10 protein-coding genes and 1 pseudogene are annotated in these 12,807 nt (G+C 53.3%); 7 read left to right on the forward strand and 4 right to left on the reverse strand.

Annotated elements, in window-relative coordinates; all coding sequences use genetic code 11:
- Window positions 1–127 precede the first annotated feature (127 nt).
- Complete coding sequence (locus HMPREF3050_RS10375; RefSeq protein WP_070774730.1) at window positions 128–1,126, reverse strand: RluA family pseudouridine synthase; 999 nt, start codon at window positions 1,124–1,126, stop codon at window positions 128–130.
- A gap of 567 nt (window positions 1,127–1,693) precedes the next feature.
- On the opposite strand from HMPREF3050_RS10375, the gene HMPREF3050_RS10380 reads away from it, so the two are divergent.
- A complete protein-coding gene (locus tag HMPREF3050_RS10380) occupies window positions 1,694–4,726 on the forward strand; it encodes an Rne/Rng family ribonuclease (protein ID WP_210399936.1) in 3,033 nt (1,010 codons plus the stop codon).
- A gap of 101 nt (window positions 4,727–4,827) precedes the next feature.
- Here HMPREF3050_RS10380 and HMPREF3050_RS10385 read toward each other — a convergent pair whose 3' ends face one another.
- Complete coding sequence (locus tag HMPREF3050_RS10385) at window positions 4,828–5,364, reverse strand: porin family protein (RefSeq protein ID WP_070774733.1); 537 nt, start codon at window positions 5,362–5,364, stop codon at window positions 4,828–4,830.
- Window positions 5,365–5,840: 476 nt separating this feature from the next.
- Here HMPREF3050_RS10385 and HMPREF3050_RS10390 point away from each other — a divergent pair, with 476 nt between their 5' ends.
- Window positions 5,841–6,677 (forward strand): FKBP-type peptidyl-prolyl cis-trans isomerase, encoded by an 837-nt coding sequence (locus HMPREF3050_RS10390; RefSeq protein ID WP_070774736.1) that lies wholly within the window; start codon window positions 5,841–5,843, stop codon window positions 6,675–6,677.
- A gap of 348 nt (window positions 6,678–7,025) precedes the next feature.
- On the opposite strand, the gene HMPREF3050_RS10395 is transcribed toward HMPREF3050_RS10390, so the two are convergent.
- Together HMPREF3050_RS10395 and HMPREF3050_RS10400 are read right to left on the reverse strand one after the other, a co-directional pair.
- Window positions 7,026–8,258, reverse strand: coding sequence for a PilT/PilU family type 4a pilus ATPase (locus tag HMPREF3050_RS10395; RefSeq protein ID WP_003759784.1), 1,233 nt, complete (start codon window positions 8,256–8,258; stop codon window positions 7,026–7,028).
- Window positions 8,259–8,428: 170 nt separating this feature from the next.
- Window positions 8,429–9,475, reverse strand: a complete 1,047-nt coding sequence (locus tag HMPREF3050_RS10400) for a type IV pilus twitching motility protein PilT (protein ID WP_003767088.1) — start codon at window positions 9,473–9,475, stop codon at window positions 8,429–8,431.
- Window positions 9,476–9,654: 179 nt separating this feature from the next.
- Between HMPREF3050_RS10400 and HMPREF3050_RS10405 the strand changes: the two genes are divergently transcribed.
- From HMPREF3050_RS10405 to dksA, 5 genes and pseudogenes are all read left to right on the forward strand, one after another.
- Window positions 9,655–10,362 carry a YggS family pyridoxal phosphate-dependent enzyme gene (locus HMPREF3050_RS10405; RefSeq protein ID WP_070774737.1) on the forward strand — a complete coding sequence of 236 codons (708 nt, stop codon included), beginning with the start codon at window positions 9,655–9,657 and terminating at the stop codon, window positions 10,360–10,362.
- Window positions 10,359–10,484, forward strand: a pseudogene (locus HMPREF3050_RS15160) (RNA-binding protein); the annotation flags it as partial. The gene HMPREF3050_RS10405 and the pseudogene HMPREF3050_RS15160, both read left to right, overlap by 4 nt.
- Window positions 10,485–10,765: 281 nt before the next feature.
- On the forward strand, window positions 10,766–11,563 hold the full coding sequence (proC, locus tag HMPREF3050_RS10410; RefSeq protein ID WP_070774739.1) for a pyrroline-5-carboxylate reductase: 798 nt from the start codon (window positions 10,766–10,768) through the stop codon (window positions 11,561–11,563).
- A gap of 2 nt (window positions 11,564–11,565) precedes the next feature.
- Entirely contained in the window at window positions 11,566–12,120 is a 555-nt protein-coding gene (locus tag HMPREF3050_RS10415; protein WP_070774741.1) for a YggT family protein, read from the forward strand.
- A gap of 193 nt (window positions 12,121–12,313) precedes the next feature.
- Entirely contained in the window at window positions 12,314–12,730 is a 417-nt protein-coding gene (dksA, locus tag HMPREF3050_RS10420; RefSeq protein ID WP_003767066.1) for an RNA polymerase-binding protein DksA, read from the forward strand.
- Window positions 12,731–12,807 lie beyond the last annotated feature (77 nt).

Consider the following 12,807-nt stretch of genomic DNA (forward strand, 5'->3'; position numbering starts at 1 on the left):
GCAGGTTGGTATTTAATTTTTTGAGCGAGTTGTAGCGTGGGCTATGCCCACGAAATTTGTGGTCTGGCAATCTGAATCCATCCGTGTCTTTGCACTCATGTCGCGGGCAAAGCCCACGCTGCGGGTTTCAGACGACCTTTCCTGCGTTTTCCAGCATTAAGACAAATTGTGCCAAGTCTTGCGGCAGCGGGGCTTTTAAGATGAGTTTTTCGCCTGTCAGCGGGTGGTCGAGGTGCAGCTCTGCGGCGTGCAGGAACATCCGTTTCAAACCGAGTTTCTGGAGGCGTTTGTTGGCTTGGTAGTCGCCGTAACGTTCGTCGCCGGCGATGGGGCATTGCTGCGATTGGAGGTGGACGCGGATTTGGTGGGTGCGGCCGGTTTTCAGGGTGGCTTGCACGAGGGTGAGGTGAGAGAGACCGACTTGGTGCAGGAGGTCGTCTGAAAAGCGGTTGAGCACGCGGAAGATGGTGTGCGCGGATTGTCCGTCTTCGCTGACGCGCACCATTTTTTCGCCTTGTGCGCCGGTGTATTTGAACAGGGGCAGTTTGACGTGGAAGCTGTCGTTCGGCAGTTTGCCTACGCCCAGCGCGAGGTAGATTTTTTTGGGGTGATCGTTGCGGATGGCTTCGTGCAGTTTGACGAGCGCGCTGCGTTTTTTGGCGATCATCAGGAGGCCGCTGGTGTCTTTGTCGAGGCGGTGGACGAGTTCGAGATAGCGGGCTTCGGGGCGGGCGCGGCGGATTTGTTCGATGACGCCGAAGCTCACGCCGCTGCCGCCGTGGACGGCGGTGCCTGCGGGTTTGTCGATGACGAGCAATGCGTCGTCTTCGTAGATGATGGTAAATTCGCGCGCGGGTACGGCTTGGGTGCGGTTTTCAGACGACCTTTGTTTTTCGGCGGTGCGCACGGGCGGGATGCGGAGCAGGTCGCCTGTTTGGATGCGGCTGTCGGGCTTGCAGCGTTTTTTGTTCAGGCGCACTTCGCCGGCGCGGATAATGCGGTGGATATGGCTTTTGGGTACGCCTTTGAGGATTTTTATCAGATAGTTGTCAAGGCGTTGTCCGGCTTCGTGTTCGGCGACGGTAATCAGGCTGACTGAATCTTTGCTTATTGCGTGCGTTTTCATCTATAATCCCGAACATCCGTTTCGGCAGAAACCTGTACAAACAGGCCGTATGGGACGGATGGTATTGTTAAAACGAGATTTTATATTAAAAACGCACTCTGCAAAGCATTTTCCCTGCGTTTATGCCCAAGCCCGTAAACGCAGGAGCGTGATTAAGTTTGATTTGATTTTGCCGATTTGACCGGGCATAAGACGAGGGACGGGTGTTTGACAAACCTGCCGCGCCGCACCGTTCGAAACTTCCGGCATAACGATAATAAGAAGATGTCGGCTACCTGTTTTTCAAGCCGGGCCTGTACCGTCCGGACTTCGGCGGCGGACGGAGTGTTCCGCCGCATTGTTCTTTATTACCTTCTTTATCCGTATCCTTCCGCACACGGCCGCATTATTTTGGGCGGCGTGCAACCTTGCGGACTTCAATTCAAAAACTGATTGCTCATCCGGGTTTCTGCATCCCGCGCCGAAAAGGGGCGTGGGCTATGCCTAATCCCGCCCGCCTCGCAGAGTGTCTGACAAAGAGCAGGCAGGTCGTCTGAAAAGGCTGCCCGCCTGTGCGAGGTAATGATTATGAAAAGAATGTTGTTCAATGCAACGCAGGCCGAAGAGCTGCGCGTTGCCATTGTCGATGGGCAAAACCTTTTGGATTTGGACATCGAAACGCTGGGTAAAGAGCAGCGCAAAGGTAATATTTATAAGGGTATCATCACCCGCATCGAGCCGTCGCTGGAAGCGTGTTTCGTAGATTACGGAACCGACCGCCACGGCTTTTTGCCGTTTAAAGAGGTGTCCCGTTCGTATTTCCAAGATTACGAAGGCGGCAGGGCGCGCATTCAGGACGTGCTCAAAGAAGGCATGGAAGTCATCGTCCAAGTTGAAAAAGACGAACGCGGCAACAAAGGCGCGGCGCTGACCACCTTCATCAGCCTGGCCGGACGTTATCTGGTATTGATGCCCAACAACCCGCGCGGTGGCGGCGTATCCCGCCGTATCGAAGGCGAAGAGCGCCAAGAACTCAAAGCCGCTATGGCAGAACTCGACATTCCGAACGGCATGAGCATCATCGCCCGCACCGCCGGTATCGGCCGCAGCGCGGAAGAGTTGGAATGGGATTTGAACTACCTCAAACAGCTTTGGCAGGCCATCGAAGAAGCCGGTAAGGCGCACCACGAACCCTACCTCCTCTTCATGGAAAGCTCGCTGCTCATCCGCGCCATCCGCGACTATTTCCGTCCCGACATCGGCGAAATTCTGGTGGACAATCAAGAGGTTTATGACCAAGTTGCCGAGTTTATGAGCTACGTCATGCCGAGCAACATAGGTCGTCTGAAACTCTATGAAGACCACACGCCGCTGTTCTCACGCTTCCAAATCGAACACCAAATCGAAAGCGCGTTTGCCCGCAGCGTCAGCCTGCCTTCCGGCGGCGCGATTGTGATCGACCACACCGAAGCCCTCGTTTCCATCGACGTCAACTCCGCCCGAGCGACCCGCGGCGCGGACATCGAAGACACCGCCTTCAAAACCAATATGGAAGCCGCCGAAGAAGTCGCCCGCCAAATGCGTTTGCGTGACTTGGGCGGTTTGGTCGTCATCGACTTCATCGACATGGAAAACCCCAAGCATCAGCGCGATGTTGAAAACGTCCTGCGCGACGCGCTCAAAAAAGACCGCGCCCGCGTGCAAATGGGCAAACTGTCCCGCTTCGGCCTCTTGGAATTGAGCCGCCAACGCCTGAAACCCGCCTTGGGCGAAAGCAGCCATGTCGCCTGCCCGCGCTGCGCCGGTACCGGCGTCATCCGCGGCATCGAATCGACCGCCCTGCACGTTTTGCGCATCATTCAAGAAGAAGCGATGAAAGACAACACCGGCGAAGTGCACGCCCAAGTGCCCGTCGATGTCGCCACCTTCCTGCTGAACGAAAAACGCGCCGAGCTGTTTGCGATGGAAGAGCGTTTGGACGTCAACGTCGTCCTGATTCCGAATATCCACTTGGAAAACCCGCACTACGAAATCAACCGCATCCGCATCGACGACGTAGAAGAAGACGGTGAACCGAGCTACAAACGCGTTACCGAGCCGGAAGAAGACGAATCCGCCAAACCTTTCGGCAGCGAAAGAGCCAAAGCCGCCCGTCCCGAACCCGCCGTCAAAGGTGTGCGCCATACCCAGCCTGCCCCGACCGTATCCGAGCAGAAAAGCGGTTCATGGTGGGATACCTTCAAAGCATGGCTCAAACGCATTTTCGGCGGCAATACCGCAGCCGAAACCGCGCCTGTTGCCGAAGTGGCGGAAAAACGCACTTCAAACGGCAACAACCGCAACGGCAATTCCGGCAACCGCCGCGCAAACAACCGCCGCCAAAACCCGCGCCGCAACAATAGGCACGACGGCAGCAAGGTAGAAGTGCGCGAAGTGGCGGACTTCAAAGACAAAGCAGCGGACAATCAGGCGGAGGAAAACGAAACCCGCAACGCCAAAGACAACCGCCGCAGCCGCAACCGCCAAAACGAGCGCAACGCCGCCGCGGAAGCCGAAAACCTCGAAGTCCAAGCACTTGCCGCTGCAACGTCGTCTGAAAACGAATCCCGTTCGGGCGAACAGGCGCAAGGCAGCAAACGCCGCCGCAACAACAACCGCAACGAACGCAACCGCGAACAAGCGGAAATCCGCGCGGAAGAAACCTTGTCCGAAGCAGTGGACAACGCAGCGGAAGAAGGTGTGCAAACTGCAGATAACGATGCACCGAAAGGCAACGACCGCCGCCAACGCGAGCGCAACAACCAACGCGACCGCCGCGAACGCAACAATCAGCGTGACCGCCGTCAAAACGGTAAAAAACGCAATATTCCGTCTGCCGCCAAAATCGAGCAGTACCTGAATATTCACGATACCGCCGACAAAGTCCGCTTCGCCGCCGCGCACGTCATGGGCGAGCCTGTCGAAGAAGAACCGTTTGCCGTAACCATCCCCGCTCCCGAGGATAGCGGCGAGCCTTTGGTTGTCGTCGTTTCCGAACCCGTTGCGGCCACTGAAGAAGCCTTCGTGTTCTCCATAGAAGGCGAAGAAGCGGACAGCGGCATCCTGATCGAAGACAGCACCGACGACGAATGCAGCATCATCGACTCCGCCATCGGCAGTGTTGAAGAAACCCCGACCTCCGTGTTCGCCATCGAAACCGAAGACGGCTACCAACCGATGACCGCCGTCCCTGCCGAAGGTGAAGCCGAAGCTGTCGCCGAAATGGAGGAAGAGCTGGTCGTTTGGAAAGCCGAACGCGAAGCCGCCGCCGCCATCGAAGCCCTTGCCGCAGCAGCAGCGGCCGCCGCAGCCTCCCAAGCAGCAGAATCCGAACCGCAAACTGCGCCGGAAGCAGGCCAAGCGGAAGCGACCGAGCCGGAAGAAACTGTCCCTGCCGTTGCCGCGATGCCCGACTTAGGCGGTTTGGTGTTTGTCGAAACCAATCCCGAAGCCGTCGCCGCCTTTGCCGAACAGGTTCAGCCCGAACCCGAATCCGGCCTGCGCCGCGCGGACGTGCCGAAAGTCGAAGCCGAACCCGTTGCTGCCACCGAAATGGTCTTGGTGGAAACGCGTAAAGACTGAAGGCTGAAAGAAGAGGGCATCGTTAAGATGCCCGAATCGACAAAAAGGTCGTCTGAAACCGTAAATCCGGTTTCAGACGACCTTTGTCTGTTTAAAAAAGATTATTTGAAGCGGTAGCCGACAGTAGCCATGTAGCTGTTGTTGTGGATTTTCAAATTGTCTTTTTTATAACGGGTTTGCTCCCATTCGGCGCCGACTTCGACATTCGGTGCAACGGCGTATTTCGCGCCCATGCCGTAGCCGAGGCCGTTCATATTGTTGCGTTTCGCGCCCAGATTGTCGAAGCGGCCGTAGTGGTAGCCGACCTTACCGTAAGCCAGCGCGTTGTCGGTCAGGCGGTAGCCTTGGACGTAGGAAACGTTGGCATCGACTTTTTGTTTCGCATTGCCCGCGATTTTGCGGTGCAGCGGTTTGACACCGGCTTCAACGCCGCCAATCCAGTTGCTTTGTCCGAATTGTGTGTTGTAGCTGCCGCGTACGGCAACGTCGCCTTTGGTTTTTTCATTCAGATTAACGTTGCGCACATCACTTTTGGTTGCGCCCGCGCCGACTTCCAAGCCTGCGCCGGTAAAAGAACCGTCAGCGAAAGTGATGGCGGAAGCAGTAGCCAATAAAACAGTCAGTAAGGTTTTTTTCATGATAATGCTCCTTCACGGATAAACAGGAAGCGTGTTTCTGCTTCCGACGAATCCAGTATCGGATGCTTGCGGATGAGCCGCAACCGCCTTTGCCGAGGCGTTACCCATCTTCTCAAGTGCTTAACGTTTGTAATTCATTGAAACGGCTGAATTTGTATCGCCCGAAATGTTGAGGTGTACGATTTATAATTTGCGTAAAGTGCGATGAAAAGTATGAAGATTTATGAACCTTGCTGTGTGGAGAGGGGTGCGTTTGGCAGCGGAGGCGGACTGTGGAGAAAATGATAAAGGCTTAAATGGCAGTTTACATTGATCGGTGTGGCTTTATTGCTATAAGAGTGAGAAAGGTCGTCTGAAAACTGGGTTTTCGGGTTTCAGACGACCTTTTTTATCGTGTTTGTATGATTTTTTTCTGATTTCTTTATGCAAAGGTTATAATCCCTGCTTCTTCCAATTTTCTGCCAAAGAGAAATACCATGAATAAAATCTTGAAATTAAGCATGTTGGCACTGATTGCCACGTTTCCCCTGACAGCTTGCAGCAATAAAACCCCCGATACTTCTTCAACTACGACTACGCCTTCATCCCTTAACGGTACAACTGCAAAAGAGACCGGGACTTCTGTTGAATCAGATACATCTTCATCTTTCAAAAGTTTGGATGAAAAAGGCAGCTATGCAATGGGTATGGATATTGGCAAATCCTTGAAGCAGATGAAGAAACAGGGTTTCGAAGTTGATATGAAAGCCTTCTTTAACGCCGTACAGTCCGTATACGATGGTAAACAGACTAAATTGAGTGAGTCGGAAGCCGGCATAGCGCAGGTGGAAATCATGACAGAACTTGAAGCTAAAGCAACGAAAAAATACGAGGAAGAAGCACGAGCCAATAAAGAAAAAGGTGAGGCTTTTTTGAAAGAAAATGCCACTAAAGAGGGCGTGAAAACAACAGCATCCGGTTTGCAGTACAAAATGATCAAAGAGGGTACAGGCAGACAGCCTCGGAAAAACGATCTCGTACATGTCGAATATGAAGGCCGCCTGATTGACGGTACTGTCTTCGACAGCAGTAAAGAAGGTGTAAGTGATGATGGAGTAGGCGGCATTATCTCTTTTCGGCTTGACCAAACCATACCGGGCTGGATAGAAGGTTTGCAGCTTTTGAAAGCAGGCGGCGAGGCTACCTTTTATATTCCTGCCAAACTCGCTTACGGAGAAGAAAAGCTTGGCAATAAAATCGGTCCGAATTCCGTTTTGATATTTGACGTCAAATTGGTCAAAATCGACAGAAACGGCAAACATCGTATTCGGTAATCTGTTTTTTTCCGACAAAGGGAGCTTAAGACTAGCGCTCATGCAAAACTGGGCGCTGATTCTGGTTAAAGCCAATCCGATGGTTGCGCTCTCCCTAAAACCTTCTTGATAAGGGGGGGCGGATAATCGCCGTATCAAATATAGTGGATTAACTTTAAACCGGTACGGCGTTGCCTCGCCTTAGGCTCAAAGAGAACGATTCTCTAAGGTGCTGAACGTACTATCTGTACTATCTGCGGCTTCGTCGCCTTGTCCTGATTTAAATTGTTAATCCACTATATCAAAGGTCGTCTGAAAACCTGGTTGTTGGGTTTTCAGACGACCTTTGTCTTACCTGAAATCGGGTGTTTACGAAATCAGGTTCAAATCGCTGATGCGGTCGTAGAGGCGGTCGGGGTCGTTGCCTTCTTCGTGCATTTGGATGCGCAGGCGCAGGTCGTTGGTGGAAACGGCTTGGCGCAGGGCTTCGTCGTATTCGATTTGACCTTGGATGTAGAGTTCGAACAGGTGTTGGTCGAAGGTCTGCATGCCGTCTGTGCCGGAGCGCATCATGAGTTCGCGGATTTCCATGAGTTCGCCTTTGAAAATCAAATCCTGCATGGCGGGCGTGTTGAGCAGAAGGTCGACGACGGCGGTACGCTGGCTGCGGTTTTTCTTGATGGCGAGGCGTTGGCCGATGATGCCGGTCAGGTTGAGCGCCAAATCCATGAGGACTTGTTTGCGTCGGTCTTCTTGGTAGAAGTTGATGATACGCTCGATGGTTTGGGCGGCGGTGTTGGCGTGGATGGTGAAGACGCACAAGTGGCCGGTTTGGGCAAGCTGGAGGGCGTATTCCATACTGGCTTCGCTGCGCACCTCGCCGATACAGACGACGTCGGGCGCTTGACGCATTGCGCTTTGGACGGCGATTTTCCAGTCGTTGGTGTCGATGCCGACTTCGCGCTGGGTGAAGATGCTGCGGCGGGGTTTGTAGATGAATTCGATCGGGTCTTCGATGGTGACGATGTGGCCGGGCATTTTGTGGTTGCGGTAGTCGAGCATGGATGCCATGGTGGTCGATTTACCGGAACCGGTCGGGCCGGCAAGGATCAGCAGGCCGCGCGGGGAAAGGGAGAGGTCTTTGAGTTTGGCGGGCAGGCCGAGGCTCTCCATTTCGGGGATTTCTTGGTTGATGCGGCGCAAGACCATGCCGACGCGGCCTTGTTCGTGGTAGGCGTTGACACGGTAACGGGTGTTGCTGCGGGATTGGACGGAGTAGTTGAGTTCCCATTCGCGGTTGAAGGTCTCAAGCTGCTCGGGGTTCATGGTGGATTCGACGATGGCGGCTGTGTCTTCGCCGGTCAGGGCTTTGTGCGGGACGGGGGTTAGGGTGCCGCTGACTTTGACGGCAGGCGGGAAGCCTGCGCTGATGAAGATGTCGGATGCGCCGCGTTTTTCTGCTTCGACGCACATGCGGTCGAGCAGGGGATGGAGGTGTGTGCCGATTTCGGCGGGGGTGGGGATGTGCGGCGGTTGGTTTTTTTGCGAGTAGGCTTGCACCATTTCGCTGAGTAAGTCGTGTAAAGGAGTTGTTTCGCTCATTTTGTGTACTCTTTATCAGTAAGTGAATATTGAGACCGGCGGGCGGTTTGTTTGTTATTGGGTGTTGTGCCTGCCTTGCGGAGGTCGTCTGAAAATGGGAAACGGGCTTCCTCGTTGTGAAACTGCGTTTTCAGACGACCTGGTTTGTTCCCGATAATGGAATGTGTTTATCAGACGATGGTCATGCTGTCGCTGTTTTGCGCTTTGCTGCGGGCTACGTCGGGGCTGATGGTACCTTGGCGGACGAGGGTTTGCAGCGCTTGGTCGAGGGTTTGCATGCCGTGTGATTGACCGGTTTGCAGCGCGGAGTTGATTTGGGCGATTTTGTTTTCGCGGATCAGGTTGCGCACTGCGGGGGTGGAAATGAGGATTTCGTGTGCGGCGACACGGCCGTTGCCGTCGCGGGTTTTCAGCAGGGTTTGCGAAATAACCGCGCGCAGGGATTCGGACAGCATCGAACGCACCATCTCTTTTTCGCCGGCAGGGAATACGTCGACGATACGGTCCACGGTTTTGGCGGCGCCGGTGGTGTGCAGCGTACCGAATACCAAGTGGCCGGTTTCGGCGGCAGTCAGCGCGAGGCCGATGGTTTCAGGGTCGCGCATCTCACCCACGAGGATTACGTCGGGGTCTTCACGCAATGCGGAACGCAGGGCGTTGGCGAAGCTGTGGGTGTGTTGGTGCAGCTCGCGCTGGTTGACGAGGGCTTTTTTACTTTGGTGGACGAACTCGATCGGGTCTTCGATGGTGAGGATGTGTGCGGGTTGGGTTTCGTTGATGTAGTTGATCATCGCCGCCAGCGTGGTGGATTTACCGGAACCGGTCGGGCCGGTTACCAATACCAAGCCGCGCGGGTTGTCGGCGATTTTTTGGAAAATACGCGGGGCGCGCAGGTCTTCCAGCGTCAATACGTCGCTCGGAATGGTACGGAAGACGGCGGCAGGGCCGCGGTTGGAGGTAAATGCGTTGACACGGAAACGGGCGACGTTGGGCAACTCGAAGGAGAAGTCCACTTCCAAATCTTGTTGGAACAGTTTGCGCTGGTGGTCGTTCATGACCGAAGTAACCATGTTGCCGACTTCTTCGGCGGACATTTCGGGCAGGTTTATGCGGCGGATGTCGCCGTGAACGCGGATCATGGGGGACATTCCGGCGCTTAAGTGAAGGTCGGAAGCTTTGTTTTTGACGCCGAAAGCGAGTAAGTCGGTAATCTGCATAATGTGGCCTTGTTTTAGTTTAGAATAATGAGGCGGAACCCGATTTAAAATGCGGATGCGGAATGCCGGGCATTTCCCTGTTCAGGTTCCGATAAATTGTATTATTTTAAATACATAAACCGTTCAGACCAAGTAAAATTTTCAAAATCGCTGTAATTGATGTAATAAAGGAAGAAATCATGTCGGTATTGCAACAAAATTATGCGGAGGTGTGCCGCCGCATTGCCGAAGCCGAGCAAAAGGCGGGCAGGCAGGCGGGCGAAGTGGGTCTGATTGCTGTCAGCAAAACCTTCCCTTCAGACGACATCCGCGAGGTATATGCCGCAGGGCAGCGTGATTTCGGTGAGAACTATATTCAGGAGTGGTACGAGAAAACGGAAACGCTCGCGGATTTGCCCGACATTATTTGGCACGTCATCGGCGATGTGCAGTCGAACAAGACCAAATTTGTCGCCGAACGCGCGCATTGGGTGCATACGATAGGTCGTCTGAAAACCGCCCGCCGCTTGAGCGAACAGCGTCCGCCCGAAATGCCGCCTTTGCAGGTGTGCATCGAAGTCAATATCGCGGGCGAGGAGGCGAAACACGGCGTTGCGCCCGATGAGGCGGTCGCGCTGGCGGTGGAAGTGGCGAAGTTGCCGAATGTGGTTGTACGCGGGTTGATGTGTGTCGCCAAAGCCGACAGCGATGATGAAGCGTTGCGCGTTCAGTTCCAAACCATGCAGAAACTGCTTGCCGACCTGAACGCGGCGGGTGTTTGCGCGGATGTATTGTCGATGGGAATGTCCGGCGATATGCCTGTGGCGGTCGCGTGCGGTGCAACGCATGTGCGCATCGGCAGCGCGATTTTCGGTAGACGGGAACCAAAAGGGAAAGACAGTCAATAAAACAGATTATCTCGGTTGTTTTGCTTTGTTTGACGTTAACGGGTTGTCGGTTGATGGACTGGTATCCATGTGAGTCCTTGTCAGGCTGGTGTAAGCCCAAAAAGCCGGCGGCAATAGATTTTTGAAAAAAACAGGGTTTATACCGAACATCGCTGCCCGAAAGCGTCTGTTGGTAAAAAGGTCGTCTGAAATTTTCCGCTTTGGTGGGAACGGCATTTCAGACGACCCCAAGTATAGTGGATTAACTTTAAACCAGTACGGCGTTGCCTCGCCTTAGCTCAAAGAGAACGATTCTCTAAGGTGCTGAACGTACTATCTGTACTGTCTGCGGCTTCGTCGCCTTGTCCTGATTTAGAGTTAATCCACTATAAAATGTATTTCATTTAAAAATTTAAGGAAATTTATGAACATCTACTTTTTAGGCGGCGGCAATATGGCGACCGCCATTGCGGGCGGATTGGTCAAGCAGGGTGGATACCGCATCCACATCGCCAACCGCGGCGCGGAGAAACGCGAGCGTTTGGCAAAAGAATTGAATGTTGAAGTTTCTGAATCCCTGCCCGAACTGTATTCAGACGACGTTTTGATTCTTGCCGTCAAACCGCAGGACATGGAAGCCGCGTGCCGCAACGTTCGTGTCAACGGCGCATTGGTGCTATCCGTTGCCGCCGGTTTGTCTATTGATACCCTCAGCCGCTACCTTGGCGGAACACGCCGAATCATCCGTACTATGCCCAATACGCCGGGAAAAATCGGTTTGGGCGTATCTGGCATGTTTGCCGAAGCGGAAGTATCCGAAGCCGACCGCACCGCCGCAGACCGAATTATGCGCTCCGTCGGTTTGACCGTTTGGCTGGACGAAGAAGACAAGTTGCATAACATTACCGGCATCAGCGGCAGCGGCCCCGCCTACGTCTTTTACTTACTCGGCGCGCTGCAAGCCGCCGCTCAGGCGCAAGGGTTTAGCGAAGAAGATGCCCGCACCCTCAGTCTCGCCACGTTTAAAGGTGCAGTCGCCTTGGCAGAGCAAAGCGGCGAAGACTTCGCGCAATTGCAGCAAAACGTTACTTCCAAAGGCGGAACCACCCATGAAGCCATCGAAACGTTCAAATCATGCCACGTTGCCGAAGCCATTGCCCAAGGCGTTGAAGCCTGCGTCAAGCGTTCGCAGGAAATGGCAAAACAATATAAGGTCGTCTGAAAATGCGCAGAGATTTATTGATATTGCTTGCCGACGGCATCGTTATCCTGTGTTTGGCACGCCTCTTCCTGCAAGCGGCGGGATTGAGTGAAAATCATGCGCTCTTGGCGTTCAGTAAGCGATCAACCGATTGGCTGGTCAACCCGCTGCATAAAATTCTGCCGGTTAAAAAATACGACCCAGCCTGCCTGTTGTCAGGACTGTTGTTATATTACATCGCATTCACCTTCATCACTTTAGTGGCGCAGCCCACCGCATTCAGCGCAAAAATCATCATCGCCAATTTTATACTGGCAGTATTGAATACAATTAAATCAGCAGCTTATGTGTTATTGATAGGGTTGTTTATCCGCATGGTGCTCAGTATTAAAGATCCCTATTCCCAACTTTCCGTCGCGTTGGAACGGATATATCGCCCCATCCTTTTCCCTGTACAGTTTTTAAAGTACGGACGCTACGATTTTTCGGGTAGTATATTGGCATTATTACTGTGGATCTGGTTAAGCAGTCTATCGCCCCAAATTACCCGCCAAATCAACTTGTGGCTACTGCAATAGACAGCGAGTTCATTAAGAATTTGCAGTATGACGTAAGCAAAATGCAAAAAAGTGAAAATCGAAAACACGACTGTGAAAACATGGTATCATGCCGCCATTTCCAAACGGGCTTGAGAAAAGAAGTCCTAAGAAATCAATAAAATAAACCACTTGAGTAGCATTTTGTTTCCCGCAATAGATTGAAAGAAAAATTATGGCAAAGCTGACAGAACAAGACATTTTGAATTGGGACGGCCCGGAAGAAGACTACATGAATAGTGACCAGTTGGCATTCTTCCGCGAACTGCTGGTAAAAATGCAAGACGAACTGATTGAAAACGCATCTGCCACCACTGGCCACCTGCAAGAACACGAATCGGCTCCCGATCCTGCCGACCGCGCCACTCAAGAAGAAGAGTACGCGCTGGAACTGCGCACCCGCGACCGCGAGCGCAAACTTCTAGGTAAAGTACAAGCAACCATCCGCAGCATCGACGAAGGCGATTATGGCTTCTGCGCGGATACCGGCGAGCCCATCGGCCTCAAACGCCTCCTTGCCCGCCCGACTGCTACACTTTCCGTAGAAGCACAAGAACGCCGCGAACGCATGAAAAAACAGTTTGCCGACTAAGTATAACGAAATCGGCTAATTGAATTAGACAGTAAGAAAATGAAAAGGTCGTCTGAAAGGGATTTCAGACGACCTTT

It is taken from the genome of Neisseria sp. HMSC065D04 (genome assembly GCF_001815675.1).
Taxonomy (GTDB): Bacteria; Pseudomonadota; Gammaproteobacteria; order Burkholderiales; family Neisseriaceae; genus Neisseria.

What these genes read in the sequence shown, in the direction of transcription:
- HMPREF3050_RS10375 (WP_070774730.1), bottom strand. Translation starts at nt 1,126, where the DNA reads ATGAAAACGCACGCAATAAGCAAAGATTCAGTCAGCCTGATTACCGTC.
- HMPREF3050_RS10380 (WP_210399936.1), top strand. Translation starts at nt 1,694, where the DNA reads ATGAAAAGAATGTTGTTCAATGCAACGCAGGCCGAAGAGCTGCGCGTT.
- HMPREF3050_RS10385 (WP_070774733.1), bottom strand. Translation starts at nt 5,364, where the DNA reads ATGAAAAAAACCTTACTGACTGTTTTATTGGCTACTGCTTCCGCCATC.
- HMPREF3050_RS10390 (WP_070774736.1), top strand. Translation starts at nt 5,841, where the DNA reads ATGAATAAAATCTTGAAATTAAGCATGTTGGCACTGATTGCCACGTTT.
- HMPREF3050_RS10395 (WP_003759784.1), bottom strand. Translation starts at nt 8,258, where the DNA reads ATGAGCGAAACAACTCCTTTACACGACTTACTCAGCGAAATGGTGCAA.
- HMPREF3050_RS10400 (WP_003767088.1), bottom strand. Translation starts at nt 9,475, where the DNA reads ATGCAGATTACCGACTTACTCGCTTTCGGCGTCAAAAACAAAGCTTCC.
- HMPREF3050_RS10405 (WP_070774737.1), top strand. Translation starts at nt 9,655, where the DNA reads ATGTCGGTATTGCAACAAAATTATGCGGAGGTGTGCCGCCGCATTGCC.
- proC (WP_070774739.1), top strand. Translation starts at nt 10,766, where the DNA reads ATGAACATCTACTTTTTAGGCGGCGGCAATATGGCGACCGCCATTGCG.
- HMPREF3050_RS10415 (WP_070774741.1), top strand. Translation starts at nt 11,566, where the DNA reads ATGCGCAGAGATTTATTGATATTGCTTGCCGACGGCATCGTTATCCTG.
- dksA (WP_003767066.1), top strand. Translation starts at nt 12,314, where the DNA reads ATGGCAAAGCTGACAGAACAAGACATTTTGAATTGGGACGGCCCGGAA.